Source organism: Angustibacter sp. McL0619, from assembly GCF_049994355.1.
GTDB lineage: Bacteria > Actinomycetota > Actinomycetes > Actinomycetales > Angustibacteraceae > Angustibacter.
In genome coordinates this window covers 1321003-1337327 of the sequence record NZ_CP188257.1, presented here as the reverse complement: position 1 = coordinate 1337327, position 16325 = coordinate 1321003, and the positions used below count along the sequence as shown (strand labels likewise).

Genomic DNA, 16325 nt, shown 5'->3' with positions numbered 1-16325 from the left:
GGCCGCCGACCCACGCCCAGGGGCGTCGTTCGCTGACCGAGAACAGCGGAATCCTCACGCCTCGGTATTTCGTTCCCACCTGTGTGAGTACGGACCCGGCCCCGGAGGACGGGGCGCTTGACGCCTATTCCTCGATCGTCACTTCCGTCGCTGCGAACCTGACGCCACGGGTCGCGGCGCTCCGGATGCGGTCGGGTCGGGGCGAGTCCGCGGGATCTGGTGTCGTCCTGACGGCGGAGTCGCACCTGATCACCAACGCCCACGTCGTCGGCGACGCCGACGGCGGCAAGGCCGAGTTCAGCGATGGCACTACGGCCCAGTTCCGCGTGCTCGGTCGGGATCCGCTGTCGGACCTCGCCATCATCCGAGCCGACCGCGAGATACCGTCCCCGCCCGAGTACGGCAACGCGGACTCGTTGCTCGTCGGATCGCTGGTGGTGGCCGTCGGAAACCCGTTGGGGCTGTCGGGCACGGTGACGGCGGGCGTGGTCAGCGGCCTCGGGCGCAGCATGCCCGCGCGCACGCGGACCGCCGCCCGCCTGATCGAAGACGTGATCCAGACCGATGCCGCTCTCAACCCCGGCAACTCGGGGGGCGCGTTGGCTGACAGCCACGGCCGCGTCGTCGGGATCAACACGGCCGTCGCCGGGGTCGGGCTCGGGCTGGCGGTTCCCATCAACCGCACCACGCACCAGATCATCTACGCCCTGATGCACGACGGCCGTGTGCGACGTGCCTACCTTGGCCTGGTCAGCGCACCCGCACCGCTGACGCCCGTCCAGGCCGAGCGATTCGGACAGCGTCAGGCTCTCCGCGTTGTTGAAGTGGTGGAGGGCGGTCCTGCTGCTAGGAGCGGCATTCGAGCCGGGGATCTCGTCCTGGCGATGGACGGCGTCGCGCTTGGTGACGCTCAGTCACTGCAGCGACGACTGCTCGGCGATGCGGTGGGCCGGCGGCTGGAGATCACCGTATTGCGCAACGGCGCGCTTGTTGACGTTGTCGCCCTGCCCGGCGAGCTGCCCGAATAGGTGCAGCTCGCCGCAGCCCCCACCCACACGAGGGCTGCGGCGGTCCTGGCGCAGCGGTCACTGCATCGTCATCACTGGGTGACGGTGAACGACTTCTCCATGGTGGCAGCGGACGAGTCTCCGCCGTACACCTCGATCGTCCCCGGCTCCACGACGTACTTGCCTTGGTTGTCGTAGAAGCCGAAGTCGCTCTTGTCGAGGGTGAACGTCACCGTCGTCGACGCCCCGGCCGCTAGCGTCACGCGCTGGAAGCCCCGCAGCCGGCGGACCGGTTGAGAGATGCTCGCGACGGGGTCGTGGATGTACAGCTGCACGACGTCGTCGCCCTTGCGGCGGCCCGCGTTCTTCACGTCCATCGAGACCGTGAGCTTGCCGTTGCGGCCGACGCTCGAGCGGCTCAGGCTCAGGTTCGAGACGTCGAAGGACGTGTAGCTGAGGCCCTCGCCGAACGCGTAGAGCGGTTGGCAGGTGGGTAGGTCGCGGTAGCGCGAGTTCCACTTGAAGGTCGGGTCGCACGGACGCCCGCTCGGCTCGTGGTTGTAGTAGTAGGGCACCGTGCCCACGCCACGCGGGAACGAGACCGGGAGCTTGCCACCCGGGTTGACCTTGCCGTAGAGCACGTCGGCGACCGCGTTGCCGCCCTCGGTGCCCGGGAACCAGGCCTCGAGGATCGCCGCCGCCTTGTCCTGGACGGCGGTCAAGTCGAGCGGGTGGCCGTTGAACAGCACCACGACCACGGGCTTGCCGGTGGCTGCGACCGCGTTGAGCAGATCCTCCTGGTGGCCCGGGAGGTCGAGCTGGCTGCGGCTGTTGGACTCTCCGCTCATGAAGCCGTTCTCGCCGAGGGCGAGCACAACCTGCTGGGAATGGTTGGCCGCGCTGACGGCGTCCTGGATCGTGGTTCCGTCAGTACCCGGGCCGGCGCACACCTCGTCGTCGGCGGTAATCGGCGGGACGGCGTTGTTCGGCGGGTCGAAGTTGTGCGCCAGGTTGCACGCCGCGGTGTAGGTGACCGGGGCCGAGCTGGCGGCCTTCAGCCCGTCGAAGAGGCTGACGAACTTCGGAGCCAGCTCGTCAGACCCGCGTCCCGACCACGGACCGAGCACCTCGTCGACCGTCTCGGCGAACGGGCCGATCAGCGCCGTCGACTTGCTGGGGTCCAGCGGCAGCGGCGTGCCGGAGTTCTTGAGCAGCACCATCGATCGACTCGCGGCCCATCGACTCTTCGCCAGGTCGGCCGGCTTGCCGTAGCTTGCCGGGTCGCTGGCCCTGCTGACGTCGACGTACGGGTGGTCGAACAGCCCGGCGCGATACTTCACGCGCAGGATCCGCCGCACCGCGTCGTCCAGGCGCGACATGGTGATGCGGTGCTGGTTGAGAAGCTGCTGACCGTAGTCGCGCAGGTTGGTACTGACCATCTCCGAGTCGGTGCCGGCCATCAGGGCCGCGGCGCCCGCGTCGGGACCGTCGGCGGCGACGCCGTGACCGCACGGTCCGCTGTCCGGCTTCACCGGCGGGCAGGCACGCAGCTCGGCGACGGCGGTGTAGTCGCTCTCGATGAAACCGTCGAAGCCCCACTCGTTCTTCAGGATGTCGGTCTCGGTGTACTTGTTGGCACACCCGGGAACCCCGTTGATCGCGTTGAAGGAGCACATGACCGTGTCGGCTCCGGCGTCGATGGCGGCCTTGAACGGCGGCAGGTACATGTTGCGCAGCCGGGATTCGGACATGTCGGTGGTGTTGTAGTCACGGCCACCCTCGGGCTGGCCGTATCCGACGTAGTGCTTCACGCTTGCGACGACCTTGTCACGAGCGCTGTAGTCGCTGCCCTGGGCGCCCTTGACCCGGGCAGCAGCCATCACCGAGCCGAGGTACGGGTCCTCGCCCGCACCCTCGACGATGCGGCCCCACCGAGGCTCGTGGGAGACGTCGACCATCGGGCTGTAGATCTGCTTCAGGCCCTGGATGGCGGACTCCTTCGCGCCGACCACGGCGTCGGCCTGCGCGACGTTCGGGTCGAAGGAGCTCGCGGCACCGAGCGGCGCCGGGAAGATCGTGCGATAGCCGTGGATGGTGTCGTAGGCGAAGAGAATCGGGATGTGCAGTCGCGACTGCTGGACCGCGACGTGCTGGAAGTGGTTGATCTTCACGGGGTCGACGAGGCTGAAGACCGAGCCAACGCCTGCCTTGGCGTCGGCGTCGGTGATCTGGCCGTCGGAGAGCAGCTGCACCTGCTGCAGCTTCTCTTTGGTCGTCATCTGTGAGAGCAGCGCGTCGACCTTCTGCTCGATGGTCCGGTTGGCGGGGTGCCGTGTGGGCGCCAGCGCCTCATCGTCGTCGGACATGCCGGCCGCGAGGGCGCTTCCTCCAATCGCGATACCGAGGGCGAGCACGGCGCCGACCGCGCCTGTCCGCCGTCCGATCCTTGCCATGGGGAACACCTCCGAGAACTCGATGTGGTCACCGGTGGCCGACTGTTGCGCCATCGTGAATGGGGTCAATAGTGGAACTTCTGCCGAAACTACGCATCTTGTGGCCTTGGCCAGGCCGCCGATGCTGCCCCCGACCCACCCAGCAACGGGACCGTGCATGACTGATGCGGGTCTGCCGAGGCCACGTACTGGTCGTTCGCGGCGCAGTTCGCGCAGGTCAGCGAGTACGAAACCTGCGCATGCTGGTGTGGGCGTTCTCGCGACTCCCCGACGCTGTTTCGCAGAGGTTCGCCGCGCTTTGAACGCTGTCACGCGTCCGTTTCATGTCGTCAACCACGCCGGGTCACTCGACCACCATCGGCGGCAACTGACGCTTGCCAAGGTGGGGTGAGCCCGTCCGCTGGGAGTGCGAGGCGACATCGAGGGCTTGGCGCGGCTAGCGATGGCGGAACGGGAAGACCCACCGGAACGTCGACAGCCCGGGCCGCTTGCACCAGCAGTCCGCGGAGCAGCCGCACGTCGACACCCCTGCCGTCTCGAGCACCCTGCCCACAACCGCAGCGAGCAGGTACAGCCCCAAGAGCAGCCCGAGCGCGCGTCTCATGCGTCCACGGTAAGCCCCCGCCGCGCCCGATGGCAGGTGGGAGAATCGGCGGGTGGGCGTGACGCTGCAGTACTTCGACGGGTGCACGAGCTGGAGGCAGGCCGAGGAACGCCTGCGTGTGGCGCTGGACCGCACCGGCCAGGCGGATGTTCCCATCCTCCTGGAGCTCGTCGAGACCGACGCCGACGCACAACGGGTCGGCTTCCACGGTTCGCCGACCATCCTGCTCGACGGTGTCGACCCGTTTGCGGTGCCTGATGCGCCGGCCGGGCTGAGCTGCCGGCTGTACACGACCCCCAATGGCCTGGCGGGCTCGCCGACCCAGGAGCAGCTGATCAAGGTGTTGTCATGACCGCTTCCTACTCTGACGGCCATCGTCCTTGACCCAGCGCCTTTGTTAGTAAACACTAACCGTTAGTGGTAGCTAACCGAGCAGGAGATGGCTGGGACGCGTTGGCCGACGGCACGCGACGCAGAATCATCGCTCGCCTCGCCGACGGCCCCCTGCCGGTCGGCCAGCTGGCCGCTCAGCTCCCGGTGACCCGGTCGGCGGTCTCCCAGCACCTCAAGGTGCTCAAAGACGCCGGCCTGGTGAGCGAGCGCGCGGCAGGGACCCGCCGCATCTACCGACTCAACCCGACAGCAGTCGCCGCCCTTCGTGACCAGCTGGACACCTACTGGCGCCGCGCCCTCGACGGCTACATCGAGACCGCAGAAGCGCACACCAAGGAGGACCCATGACCACCACATCTGCGACCGAGGTGCACCAGGAAATCGTCGTGGCCGCCCCGGTGCAGGAAGCGTTCACCACGTTCACGACGCGGTTCGGGGACTTCAAGCCCCCCGAGCACAACCTGCTCGGCTCACCGATCGCCGAGACGGTGTTCGAAGACCACGTGGGCGGCCACATCTACGACCGCGCCGAGGACGGCAGCGAGTGCCGGTGGGCTCGGGTGCTCGTCTACGACCCGCCCGAGCGCGTCGTCTTCAGCTGGGACATCGGCCCGACCTGGCAGATCGAGACCGACCCCGGACGCACCAGCGAAGTCGAGGTGACCTTCACCGCGGAGGGGCCAGACCATACCCGGGTCAACCTGCGGCACTACCGGCTCGACCGGCACGGGCCCGGATGGGAATCGGTACGCGACGGCGTCGACACCGAGCAGGGCTGGCCCCTCTACCTCAGCCGGTTCGCCGCGTTGCTGCGCGGCTAAGCAGGGCGTGTGTGCGGGACATCGGTAGGTGCGCGCGCCTCCGGAGAACTGAGCGATGGCGGTCACCCGGGCATCGGACTCTGCTCAGGTCTCGCCCCCGACGTCGAACTGGTAGGCCTCGAAGACGAGCTCGGAGCCTCGCTGGCGGTGTCGGACGAGCCTGCCAAGCAGCGTCGTACCCAAGTCGCGGATCCCGTCCACTGCCCCGGTGTCGTCCGGTGCCGTCACTACGGCGAGCAGGTCATCGACCTGGCGACAGATCAGCACGTGTTCGTTGGTAAGGCTGGCTACGGCGTTGGACAGCCGCGGCGAGGTCTGGAGGAGATCGTGATAGAGCCCGTCGGGCCCTTCGGTAATGTCGATGTGCTCACGAAAGTCGCCGGAGAGCTCCATCGAAGCACCTTGGACGCGTTCGGCCCAGCGCACTGGATCGGCCGTGGCTGGCGCGGCCAGGGCCTCCTCCAGCGCGCTCATCGACTCGCGCAACTCAGCGCGGTGTCGCCGGAGCCCTTCCAGGAGCGCCCGGTCCGATGTGGACGAGTTCGGTTCCATCGCCCTCCGTCCCTCGCGTCACGCTTGGTCACCAGTGTCGCGCGTTCCCCGTTTCCTGGCGATGACGGGATCCGTTGCACGCGCGGTGTCGCCAACGAGGGACGTCGAAGGGCTTTCCTGGAGACGATGAGCCTGAACACTGGCGAGATCACCCTCCAGATGATCCGGGGCGGGCCACGGTCGTCCCGGCGTCCGGTGACGCGCAGCTGGTTGCGGGCGACTACGTCGAAATCCCGTTGGAGTGGAACTCGTTCGAAGCCGTTGAGGTCACGGTGGTGTTGCTCACCGCCTGACTGCAGGCAGCCCGGACTGACCTCGCGGCACGGGGCCGACACTGGGCCACCCCAGGTGGGTGGGGAAGCGCGCCACCCTGAAAGCGGTGGCGGCGAAACGGTTGGCGGGGGGCTGCGCCGTGCTCCGCGAGCACGGCCCATTTTCGCGAGGCTCACACCCGCGGAGCTTCCGCACCCGGTCGCGCGCCTTGCATGTCGCTCGTCCGCCCTCATGTCGCTCGCCCGCCTGGACGATCTCACCCGCCGTGGAGGATGCGCCTGGCCCCGTTCACGCGCTGAGATCAAACGCACCGGATCATCCCCGAATGCAGGAGAACCGGCCCTCAGCTGACCGGTGAGCCGGCGAGGAGGACGTCATGGCAGTCCTGGATGCCGATAGAGGACGGGTGCCCGCGTCGGCGGAGTCGCTACCCTTCGCTTCGTTGCCGTCGGGGAGCACGGCGGGTCGTACGATGCAGGAGTCGGTGTACCAGCCGCGGGAGCCGCAGCACCACCTGCCGCCGGACGCCCCGAATGTGTTGATCGTGCTGATCGACGACGCTGGCCCCGCGCTGCCGGAACCACTTGGCGGCCAGGTGCACACCCCCACCCTGCAGCGAATCCTGGCCGAGGGCGTGGGCTTCAACCGGTTCCACACCACGGCCATGTGCTCGCCGACCCGGGCGTCGCTGCTGACCGGGCGCAACCACCATCGCGTCGGGAACGGCCAGATCGCTGAGCTGGCGAACGACTGGGACGGCTACGCGGGGCGCATCCCGCGCAGCAGCGCCCTGGTGGCCGATGTCCTGCGCCACTACGGCTACTCCACGGGGGCCTGGGGAAAGTGGCACAACACCCCGGCCCAGGAGACGACCGCGGTCGGCCCGTTCGACCACTGGCCGACCGGCCTGGGGTTCGAGTACTTCTACGGCTTCCTGGCCGGCGAGGCGTCCCAGTACGAGCCGAACCTGGTGCGCAACACCACCATCGTCCCAACGCCGAAGACGCCGGAGGAGGGCTATCACCTGAGCGAGGACCTGGCCGACGACGCCATCTCCTGGCTGCGCACGCACAAGGCGCTGGAGCCCGACAAGCCGTTCTTCATGTACTGGGCCAGCGGGTGCCTGCACGGTCCGCACCAGGTGATGAAGGAGTGGGCCGACCACTACGCGGGAGCCTTCGACGACGGCTGGGACGTCTATCGAGAGCGTGCGTTCGCCGACGCCAAGGCGAAGGGGTGGATCCCGGATGACGCGGAGCTCACCCCACCGCACCCCCAGATGCCCTCGTGGGACAGCATCCCCGACGCGCAGCGCCCGTTCCAGCGCCGCCTCATGGAGGTCGCGGCCGGCTTCGCCGAGCACTGCGACGTCCAGGTCGGTCGAATGGTCGACGAGCTCGACGCCCTCGGCTACGCCGACAACACCCTGGTCTTCTACATCTGGGGCGACAACGGCTCCTCGGGTGAGGGCCAGGACGGCACGATCAGCGAGCTGCTCGCCCAGAACGGCATCCCCACCACAGTCGACATGCACATCGCCGCACTCGACGCGCTCGGCGGCCTGGACGTCCTGGGAAGTCCGCTGACCGACAACCAGTACCACGCGGGCTGGGCCTGGGCCGGTAGCGCGCCCTACCAGGGCATGAAGCTGCTCGCCTCCCACCTCGGCGGCACCCGCAACCCGATGGCCGTCAGGTGGCCAGAACGCATCGCCCCTGACCCGGTGCCGCATCCGCAGTTCCACCACTGCAATGACGTCGTCCCCACCATCTACGAGATCCTCGGCATCACCCCACCCCGCCTGGTGAACGGCGTCCCGCAGGACCCGATCGACGGAGTCAGCTTCGCCTACGCCTTGGACGACACGGCCGCAGAGGGACGGCTTCGCACGCAGTACTTCGAGGTCATGGGCAGCCGCGCGATCTACCACGACGGCTGGATGGCCTCCGCCATCGGACCACGACTGCCCTGGGTGCTCGGGCTGCCACCCGGCATCACAGACTGGACGCCCGACAACGACACCTGGGAGCTGTACGACCTCGAGACCGACTGGTCCCAAGCCCGCGACCTCGCCGCCGAACACCCGGACCGGCTCGCCGCGCTGAAGCAGCTCTTCCTCATCGAGGCCACCCGAAACTCAGCCCTGCCCATCGGCGGCGGCCTCTGGATCCCCATCCTGCACCCGGAGCTGCGCATCACCCCGCCCTACTCACGCTGGGACTTCCCCGGCCCCATCACCCGCATCCCCGAGTTCTCCGCGCCGGCGCTCGGCAACAAGGCCAACACCGTCACCCTGCACCTCGACCTACCAGAAACACCCAGCGGCGTGCTCTACGCCCTCGGTGCAAACAGCGGAGGGCTCACCTGCTACATCGACGACGGGACGCTCTGCTACGAGTACAACCTCTTCATCGTCATGCGGACCAAGATCCAGGCGACCACCCCGCTGCCCACAGGCCAGGCGACCGTCGAGGTCGTCACCCGGTACGCCGAACCCCGGCCCGGAGGCCCGCTCGACATCACCCTCAAGGTCAACGGCGAGCCCGTCGGCGAGGGTCGCGTCCCAGTCAGCGCACCACTGCTGTTCACAGCCAACGACTGCCTCGACATCGGCACCTGCCTCGGCTCACCCGTCTCCCTGGACTACCGGGCGAGGGCACCTTTCGCCTTCAACGGCACCATCAGGCGAATGAGCGTTGCATACCACTGATCAAGTCGGAACGACTGCAGCTCACGGATGCGCAGGAAGAGTTGCATCCGGCGGACTCAAGCTTCTGCACTTCCGGCCTGCTGAGACCAACCGGGGCTGCTCACCGCGGAACCGCGAGAACCACTGGGACCCGACACCAGGTCAGGTTGGTTAGGTCGTGGCCCACAGCAGTCAGTCCCGATGCAGTCGTCCATGTCCCTTCACCTCCTCGCGTGGGTCGCGCCTGCACCCTCACGTCGGAGGGCGTGGCGTCCGGCGGGTGCCGACCGGGGGTTGCTAGTTGGCGCAGCAGGTCGTGGCCGTCACCTCTGCCTCGCCATCGGCCGCGCTCGATCCGCAGCACCCACCGGCGGTCGCCGGCCCTAGGTCGCCCGCGGTACCGGGCGCGGCCTGGACGTCGGCCAGCGACTTGCCCTCCAGGTCGGCTCCGGCGTCGGCCAGCACCACGTAGTTCTCCCAACGCTGTCCGTCGGGCCCGGTGACCCAGTGCTTGTCCTGACGGGCATAGCAACAGACGACGTCGCCCTCGACGTCGAGGGTCAGACCAGCCGACTCGAGCCGCTCGGCCTGCTCGACGATCTCGTCCATCGAGGCACGCTCGACGCCGAGGTGGTTGAGGGTGCCGGACTTCCCGGGGTTCTCGAACAGCACGAGCTTGAGCGCCGGGTTTTCGACGGCGAAGTTCGCGTAGCCCGGACGGCGCTTGGCGGGCCGGGTGTCGAAGAGTGTGGAGTAGAACTGCACGGCCTCGTCGATGCTCTCGACGTTGAGGGCCAGTTGGATGCGGGACACGAATTACCTCCGAAGGTGGTGGAACTGCCGGGGTTTTGAGTGGCTGGGGATGCTCAGGCTGGGGCGCAGCAGGCTGCGCCGGACGGAGCGGGTGAGCGCAGTGCGCGACTGAGCCGGCGGGGCCGGGCCGCGGCGATCTGCGCCGGGGCGACGGGACGCGCACGGCGAGCGAGCCGGTGCTGGCGCGCCTGGTCGGTGAGCTCGCGGACGTGCAGGTGGGCGCTGGCGGCGGTGAGGTCGAACACTGGGCTGATCATGGCTTCTCCTTCGACACACATCTAATCTTGATCGAAAGGAACGATGCCAACCTCTTCGACATTCGTCAAGAAGGTGGCACACTGTTTCTCATGCCGAAGACGCTTCCCCTGCTCGTGGACACCTCGCCGATCTGCTGCACCCCGCTGGCCGCCCAGCCGAAACTCACCGCGGACGACGCGGTAGCACTGGCCGTGCGGCTGAAGGCGATCGCCGACCCGACCCGTCTGCAGCTGGTGGCCTTCCTGTTGGGCGCCCCGAACCGGGAGGCCTGCACGTGCGACCTGGCCCCAGTCGTAGGGCTCAGTGAGGCGACCGTCAGCCACCATCTGCGCAAGCTGCTCGAGGCCGGCGTGGTGACCAAACGCCGCGACGGGATGAACGTCTGGTACCGGCTTGTCCCGGAGTCGCTGTCCGCGATCTGCCGCATGCTCGATCCCGCCTGCTGCTGAGCCACGCCGGGCCGATCTGGCGGCCTTGCCGGCCCTGAACGGTCTTGACGGATCACAACTACTCAGCCAGCATTGACTCAATGACTACTGAGGCAGATCAAGGCGTCGAGCTCCGGGCTCGCGTGCATGCCGCGCTCTCGGACCCCTCGCGCCTGCGCGTAGTGGACGCGCTGGAGCTCGGCGACGCCTCACCAAAGGAACTCCAGCAGCTGCTTGGCCTGCCGTCGAACCTGCTCGCCCACCACCTGCAGGTTCTTGAGCGCGAGGGCCTGGTGACGCGCCACCGGTCCGAGGCCGATCGCCGCCGTTCGTACCTGCGTCTGGTCCGCTCCGGCCTGGACAAGCTGACCGCGGACCGAGTGTTGACCGTGACCCGGGTGGTGTTCGTCTGCACCGCGAACTCAGCACGATCCCAGCTCGCGGCGGCCCTGTGGCGCCAGCAGAACTCCTTGCCGGTGGCCTCGGCCGGGACACACCCCGCCGCGGCTGTAGCGGACGGCGCCGTCGCGGTCGCACGGCGGCATCGCGTAGCACTTCGACCGGCGAAGCCACTGCACCTGGACGACGTGCTGGCCCCCGGCGACTACATCGTGACGGTCTGCGACCACGCTCACGAGGAGCTGCACGCTGGTCCCCGGGATCAGCCGAGCCCCTCACTGCACTGGTCCGTGCCCGACCCGGTGCCTGTGGGTACGGACGTCGCGTTCGACGCTGCCCTGGACGACCTGACCGCGCGCATCCACGACCTATCGCCTCACCTCGTTGCCTCCTAGGGAGCAAGCCATGACCACACACACCTGGCGCCGGCAGGAGATCACCCTCGACCAGCAGGTCGCCCTCAGGGCCGCCGCCAGTCGCCTCGCGGAGAACTTCGAGGGAGTCTTCGGCCCGGAGACGATCGAACGCTTCCTGACCACCTCGTACGACGAGTTCGCCGGTCGAGCCAAGGTGCTGAACTTCCTGCCGCTGCTGGCCGAGCGGTTCGCGAACCAGCGGCTGCAGGCGCTGGCCCGGGTCGAGGGACTGCACCAGGATGGCAAGCCCGTCGTGCTGTTCCTGTGCACGCACAACGCCGGCCGGTCCCAGATGGCACTCGGCTTCTTCGAGCACCACGCCGGCGAGACCGCCATCGCCTGGTCCGGCGGCTCCGAGCCCGGCATCGAGGTCAACGCCTCGGCCATCGCCGCGATGGCCGAGCGTGACATCGACATCTCCTGGGAGTACCCAAAGCCCTGGACCGACGAGGTCGTCCGAGCCGCCGACGTGGTCATCTCGATGGGATGCGGAGACGCCTGCCCCATCTTCCCAGGCAAGCGCTATGAGGAGTGGACCGTCGACGACCCGGCCGGCCTGAGCGTCGAGGAAGTCCGCCCGATCCGGGACGAGGTCGAGCGCCGGGTACTGGCCCTGCTCAAGGAACTCGACTTGGAACCCGTCGCGTGAAGCGCCGCGACGGCGCCACCTCCCCCACACAAGCCGGCCAGATGGCCCGGCGGCTGACCGCCGAGTTCCTGGGCACCGCAATGCTGGTCACTGTGGTCGTCGGGTCGGGCATTGCAGCGCAACGACTCTCGCCACACGACGTGGGGCTGCAGCTGCTCGAGAACTCCCTGGCTACGGCGTTCGGCCTCACCGTGTTGATCCTGATGCTCGGACCGATCTCGGGCGGCCACTTCAACCCGGTCGTCTCCGCGGCCGACTGGACGCTCAGTGCGGTGGCCGGCAAGGGTGCTGGCATGCCCGGCCGGGAGGTCCTCCCGTACTGCGCTGCGCAGATCGCGGGCGCGGTTGCCGGCGCCGAGCTCGCCAACCTGATGTACGGCGTGCCGGTCGGCCAGTTGGCCACCACCGAACGCACGGGCGCACCACTGCTGCTGGGTGAGGTCGTCGCCACCGCCGGCCTGATCGCGCTGATCTTCGCCTTGGTGCGCACCGGACGCGTTGCACTCGCGGCGCCAGCCGTGGGCGCCTACATCGGTGCTGCCTATTGGTTCACCTCGTCAACCTCGTTCGCCAACCCCGCCGTCACGATCGGCCGGATTTTCTCCGACTCCTTCGCCGGCATCGCTCCGTCCTCGGCACCCGGCTTCATCGCTGCACAGCTCGTGGGTGGTGCAGTCGCCGTCCTCCTCGTGCTCTGGTTCTTCCCCGAACCCAGCACTCCCGCGGATCCAGCGGTTGACGAAGTCGTCGTACCCCACACCACCAGCGCCGAGACAGGGAGCGGTCCACGATGAGCCAAGCCGTTGCCGAAGAAGATGCACCACCACACGTGCCCCAAGTGGTGTTCGCCTGCGTCAAGAACGGCGGCAGGTCGGTGATCAGCCGCGTCTTGACCGAGCACTACGCCGGCTCACGAGTCGTGGCCTTGTCCGCCGGCACCCAGCCCGGTGCGCGCATCCACCCGGAGGTCGAGGAGGTGCTGACCTCGCTCGGCCTCGACACCTCCAAGGAGCATCCCAAGCTCCTCACCCGCGAGACCATCGCGTCCAGCGACCTGGCGATCACCCTCGGCTGCGGCGAGGAGTGCCCGTACGTGCCGGGCGTCAAGTACATCGACTGGCCCGTAGACGACCCCAGCGGACAGAACGACGCGACAGTTCGCCGAATCCTCGCCGACCTGGACGACCGGGTCCGGGGCCTGGTTCTCGAACTCGTACCGGACCATGCGCTACCCCCGTCGGTGCTGATGGTTGACCCTCGTCCGAGCGGTAGTTAGGCACGATCCTCTGCGGGTCTGACGCTCTGATGAACGCCTGCGAGTGGGCCTCCCCTACGTTCGAATCCGACTCGTTGAGTGCACTGTGCACTGGGCGAGCCTCGGGAGCACACGGTCGAGTCCCCGGGAGTGGTGTGCGCTGCATGCGCAGCAAAGATGACGGGCGGTCGAGCTCATGCTCGACCGCCCGTTCGGGTGCAGAACGGGGCGTCCCCCGGGTCCGTCTTTCGTTGAAGACTTGGCCGTCCTTTGGGGAACTGCCCCTTGGCTGGTTGGTTGGTGGAGGTGGCGGGAATCGAACCCGCGTCCGCTAGCGCAGAACCAGGACTTCTCCGGGTGCAGCCTGCTGCGGTGTTTCTCGGCCCCAGCGATCTAGCAGGCATGTCGCTGCCGGGCCCAGTCGCAGTGTTAGTCCCTGTTACCCCTGCGACGCAGGCAACAAGCAGTGGCTCTCTAGATGACGCCAGCTACCGGACCGAGAGCACTCCCGGGCTGACGGACTTACGCAGCTCGCTCAGGCGGCGAGGGCGAAGTCGGTGCGATTGGAATCGGCACCTGTGTTTTGCACGGAGCGTTCACGAGATAACCGTGCATCCTCGACCCGCTTCCCCTGGTAGTACGACCAACGTCGAAACCGATCACCCCCGTGGGGATGCGGCCTTGCCTGATGGCCTACCAGCCGTTCTGCCACCGCTGTTCAGTTGTCTGCACCACTGTAACGAGGTAAGCAAGACGTTTGCTCCCCACCCCGACCGAAAGGACCTGCGCATGCCCGTCACCAGCCATGCCTGGCACCTCGTCCGCCGCCCGCACGGCGAGCCGGTCGCCGAGGACTTCGAGCTGGTCGAGCACGAGCTGCCGGCGCCGGGCAGCGGCGAGATCCTCGTCAACAACACGTGGCTGAGCGTGGATCCCTACATGCGCGGTCGGATGAACGACGCCAAGTCCTACGTCGCCCCGTTCGCGCTCGGTGAGCCGATGGACGGCGGTGCGGTGGGCGTCGTCGAGCAGGTCGGCCCGGACGTCGAGGGGCTGGCCGTCGGTGACACCGTGCTGCACGGTCTGGGCTGGCGCGAGCGCGCCGTCCTGCCGCCCGATCGCACCCAGCGGGTGGACGTCGACCTGGCCGCGCCGCAGGCCTACCTCGGGGTGCTCGGCATGCCCGGCCTGACCGCGTACGCCGGGCTGCTGGACGTCGCGCAGCTGCACGAGGGGGACGTCGTGTTCGTCAGCGCCGCCGCGGGCGCGGTGGGTTCGCTGGTCGGCCAGTTCGCCCGGCTCAAGGGCGCCTCGGCGGTGGTCGGCAGCGCGGGCGGCCCGGCCAAGACCCAGTGGCTGCTGGACGAGCTCGGCTTCACCCACGCCCTGGACTACAAGGCCCGCCCGATCCGTGAGCAGCTGCGCGAGGCCGCCCCGGACGGCATCGACGTCTATTTCGACAACGTCGGAGGGGACCACCTCGAGGCCGCGATCGGCGCGCTGAGGCTGCACGGCCGGGCCGCGCTGTGCGGGGCCATCTCGGCGTACAACGCGACCGAGCCGCCGCCCGGACCGCGCAACCTGGCTCGCCTGGTGCAGAACCGGCTGACCCTGCGCGGCTTCCTCGTTCGCGACCACGCGGACGCCCGCCCGCGGTTCCTGCAGGACGTTGCGAGTTGGTTGCGCGAGGGCCGGATCACCCGGCGCGAGACGGTCAGCGAAGGCATCGAGTCGGCGCCGGACGCCTTCCGATCGCTGCTGTCCGGCGGCAACACCGGCAAGATGCTGGTCCGTCTGGACCCAGACCGCTGAAGCGGTTCGCGTGCTGAAGGGGGTGCCGCTACGCCGCCACCCTCTCTACGCTGCGTAGATGGCTGACCCCTACGTCGTCGTCCTGTTCGGTGCCACCGGCGACCTGGCCAAGCGCAAGCTGCTGCCGGGTCTGCTGCACCTGTTCCAGTCCGGCCTGGTCCCGAAGATGTGCGTCGTCGGCACGTCGCTCGAGGACTACGACCAGGACACCTTCGTCGAGTTCACGCGCTCGGCGGTCGAGCAGTTCAGCGGCCACCCCCTCAGCCCCGAGCAGTGGACGGCGTTCGCGGCCTGCCTGCGCTACGTGCCCGGCGGCGCCGGCGCGGCGGGGCTGCGCGCCGTCGTCGAGGAGTGCGAGGCGGACCTGGGCTCGGACGCGCGCCGGCTGCACTACCTCTCGGTGCCTCCACGCGCGGCGCTGTCGGTGGTGGCGATGCTCGAGGAGGCCAAGCTCGTCGAGCACAGCCGGATCATCATGGAGAAGCCCTTCGGCACCGACCTGGAGTCGGCACAGAAGCTGAACGCCGCACTGCACGAGGTGTTCGCGGAGGAGCGGATCTTCCGCATCGACCACTTCCTGGGCAAGGAGGCTGCCCAGAACATCCTTGCATTCCGGTTCGCCAACGGCCTGTTCGAGCCGATCTGGCACCGCAACAACATCGACCACATCCAGATCGACGTCCCGGAGGAGCTGGGACTGAACCAGCGCGCCAGCTTCTACGAGGCCACCGGCGCCTACCGCGACATGGTGGTCACCCACCTGTTCCAGGTGCTGGCGTTCACCGCGATGGAGCCGCCGACCGCCCTGGAGCCCTTCGCGATCAGCGAGGAGAAGAACAAGGTCTTCCGCTCGCTGGCCACGATCGACCCCTCGAACGTCGTCCGCGGCCAGTACAGCGGCTACCGGGACGAGGAGGGGGTCTCACCGGAGTCGCAGACCGAGACCTTCATCGCGCTCAAGTGCGAGATCGACAACTGGCGCTGGGCCGGCGTGCCGTTCTACCTGCGCACCGGCAAGCGGATGGCTGAGGGAGCCCGGATCATCTCGATCGCCTTCAAGGAGCCGCCGCGCAGCATGTTCCCGCCCGGCTCGGGCGTCGGCCAGCACGGTCCGGACCACCTGACCTTCGACCTCGCCGACAAGTCGCGGATGTCGTTGTCGTTCTACGGCAAGCGACCCGGCCCGGGCATGAAGCTCGACAAGCTGAGCATGCAGTTCGCGATGCAGGAGACGAACTGGGCCGGCGCCGCGCTGGAGGCCTACGAGCGCCTCATCTACGACGCGATGCGCGGCGACCACACGTTGTTCAACACGGCGGAGGGCATCGAGCGGCTCTGGGCGATCTCGGTGCCGCTGCTGGAGAACCCACCACCGGTGCGGCCCTACGCGCCGGGCTCCTACGGCCCCAACCAGATCCACCAGCTGATCGCGCCGACCTCGTGGCGGCTGCCGTTCGAGCGGACCTGGCGCGATCCCAACGTGACCGGCGGCTGAGCGACCTC

Annotated in this window: 17 protein-coding genes and 1 other RNA gene; 12 read left to right on the top strand and 6 right to left on the bottom strand. The window is 68.3% G+C overall.

The features are described from left to right. Nucleotides 1-83 precede the first annotated feature (83 nt). Complete coding sequence (locus tag ACPPVT_RS05935; RefSeq protein ID WP_426567067.1) at nucleotides 84-1028, top strand: S1C family serine protease; 945 nt, start codon at nucleotides 84-86, stop codon at nucleotides 1026-1028. A gap of 71 nt (nucleotides 1029-1099) precedes the next feature. On the opposite strand, the gene bglX is transcribed toward ACPPVT_RS05935, so the two are convergent. Both bglX and ACPPVT_RS05925 read right to left on the bottom strand, forming a co-directional pair. Then, nucleotides 1100-3619, bottom strand: a complete 2520-nt coding sequence (gene bglX / locus ACPPVT_RS05930; protein WP_426566100.1) for a beta-glucosidase BglX — start codon at nucleotides 3617-3619, stop codon at nucleotides 1100-1102. Between the two features lie 277 nt (nucleotides 3620-3896). Further along, on the bottom strand, nucleotides 3897-4064 hold the full coding sequence (locus ACPPVT_RS05925; RefSeq protein ID WP_426566099.1) for a hypothetical protein: 168 nt from the start codon (nucleotides 4062-4064) through the stop codon (nucleotides 3897-3899). 52 nt (nucleotides 4065-4116) lie between these two features. Here ACPPVT_RS05925 and ACPPVT_RS05920 point away from each other — a divergent pair, with 52 nt between their 5' ends. From ACPPVT_RS05920 to ACPPVT_RS05910, 3 genes are all read left to right on the top strand, one after another. Then, nucleotides 4117-4416, top strand: coding sequence for a thioredoxin family protein (locus tag ACPPVT_RS05920; protein WP_426566098.1), 300 nt, complete (start codon nucleotides 4117-4119; stop codon nucleotides 4414-4416). Between the two features lie 65 nt (nucleotides 4417-4481). Then, nucleotides 4482-4805, top strand: a complete 324-nt coding sequence (locus ACPPVT_RS05915; protein WP_426566097.1) for an ArsR/SmtB family transcription factor — start codon at nucleotides 4482-4484, stop codon at nucleotides 4803-4805. After that, on the top strand, nucleotides 4802-5278 hold the full coding sequence (locus ACPPVT_RS05910; RefSeq protein ID WP_426566096.1) for an SRPBCC family protein: 477 nt from the start codon (nucleotides 4802-4804) through the stop codon (nucleotides 5276-5278). The genes ACPPVT_RS05915 and ACPPVT_RS05910 overlap by 4 nt, the downstream gene beginning before the upstream one ends. An 84-nt stretch (nucleotides 5279-5362) precedes the next feature. Here ACPPVT_RS05910 and ACPPVT_RS05905 read toward each other — a convergent pair whose 3' ends face one another. Further along, nucleotides 5363-5752 carry a hypothetical protein gene (locus ACPPVT_RS05905; protein ID WP_426566095.1) on the bottom strand — a complete coding sequence of 130 codons (390 nt, stop codon included), beginning with the start codon at nucleotides 5750-5752 and terminating at the stop codon, nucleotides 5363-5365. 727 nt (nucleotides 5753-6479) lie between these two features. Here ACPPVT_RS05905 and ACPPVT_RS05900 point away from each other — a divergent pair. Beyond that, nucleotides 6480-8813, top strand: coding sequence for an arylsulfatase (locus ACPPVT_RS05900; protein ID WP_426566094.1), 2334 nt, complete (start codon nucleotides 6480-6482; stop codon nucleotides 8811-8813). Nucleotides 8814-9089: 276 nt separating this feature from the next. Here ACPPVT_RS05900 and ACPPVT_RS05895 read toward each other — a convergent pair whose 3' ends face one another. Both ACPPVT_RS05895 and ACPPVT_RS05890 read right to left on the bottom strand, forming a co-directional pair. Beyond that, nucleotides 9090-9605 carry an ArsI/CadI family heavy metal resistance metalloenzyme gene (locus ACPPVT_RS05895; RefSeq protein WP_426566093.1) on the bottom strand — a complete coding sequence of 172 codons (516 nt, stop codon included), beginning with the start codon at nucleotides 9603-9605 and terminating at the stop codon, nucleotides 9090-9092. Nucleotides 9606-9658: 53 nt separating this feature from the next. Next, entirely contained in the window at nucleotides 9659-9862 is a 204-nt protein-coding gene (locus ACPPVT_RS05890; protein WP_426566092.1) for a hypothetical protein, read from the bottom strand. A 90-nt stretch (nucleotides 9863-9952) separates the two neighbouring features. Between ACPPVT_RS05890 and ACPPVT_RS05885 the strand changes: the two genes are divergently transcribed. The 5 genes from ACPPVT_RS05885 (at nucleotide 9953) to ACPPVT_RS05865 (ending at nucleotide 13031) form a co-directional block, all read left to right on the top strand. Next, the gene (locus ACPPVT_RS05885) at nucleotides 9953-10312 is read left to right on the top strand and encodes a metalloregulator ArsR/SmtB family transcription factor (RefSeq protein WP_426566091.1); all 360 of its coding nucleotides are present in this window, start codon (nucleotides 9953-9955) and stop codon (nucleotides 10310-10312) included. An 80-nt stretch (nucleotides 10313-10392) separates the two neighbouring features. Beyond that, entirely contained in the window at nucleotides 10393-11085 is a 693-nt protein-coding gene (locus tag ACPPVT_RS05880; RefSeq protein WP_426566090.1) for a helix-turn-helix domain-containing protein, read from the top strand. Between the two features lie 10 nt (nucleotides 11086-11095). Then, nucleotides 11096-11755 carry an arsenate reductase ArsC gene (locus ACPPVT_RS05875; protein WP_426566089.1) on the top strand — a complete coding sequence of 220 codons (660 nt, stop codon included), beginning with the start codon at nucleotides 11096-11098 and terminating at the stop codon, nucleotides 11753-11755. Nucleotides 11756-11796: 41 nt separating this feature from the next. Then, nucleotides 11797-12549, top strand: coding sequence for an MIP/aquaporin family protein (locus ACPPVT_RS05870; RefSeq protein WP_426567066.1), 753 nt, complete (start codon nucleotides 11797-11799; stop codon nucleotides 12547-12549). 35 nt (nucleotides 12550-12584) lie between these two features. Continuing rightward, complete coding sequence (locus ACPPVT_RS05865; protein WP_426566088.1) at nucleotides 12585-13031, top strand: low molecular weight phosphatase family protein; 447 nt, start codon at nucleotides 12585-12587, stop codon at nucleotides 13029-13031. Nucleotides 13032-13308: 277 nt separating this feature from the next. Here the strand turns inward: ACPPVT_RS05865 and ssrA are convergent. Then, nucleotides 13309-13677: a transfer-messenger RNA gene (gene ssrA / locus ACPPVT_RS05860) on the bottom strand. A 122-nt stretch (nucleotides 13678-13799) separates the two neighbouring features. Here ssrA and ACPPVT_RS05855 point away from each other — a divergent pair. Both ACPPVT_RS05855 and zwf read left to right on the top strand, forming a co-directional pair. Then, nucleotides 13800-14822, top strand: a complete 1023-nt coding sequence (locus ACPPVT_RS05855; protein ID WP_426566087.1) for an NADP-dependent oxidoreductase — start codon at nucleotides 13800-13802, stop codon at nucleotides 14820-14822. A gap of 58 nt (nucleotides 14823-14880) precedes the next feature. After that, nucleotides 14881-16317: a glucose-6-phosphate dehydrogenase gene (gene zwf, locus ACPPVT_RS05850; protein ID WP_426566086.1), complete on the top strand. Its 1437-nt coding sequence runs from the start codon at nucleotides 14881-14883 to the stop codon at nucleotides 16315-16317. Nucleotides 16318-16325: the final 8 nt, after the last annotated feature.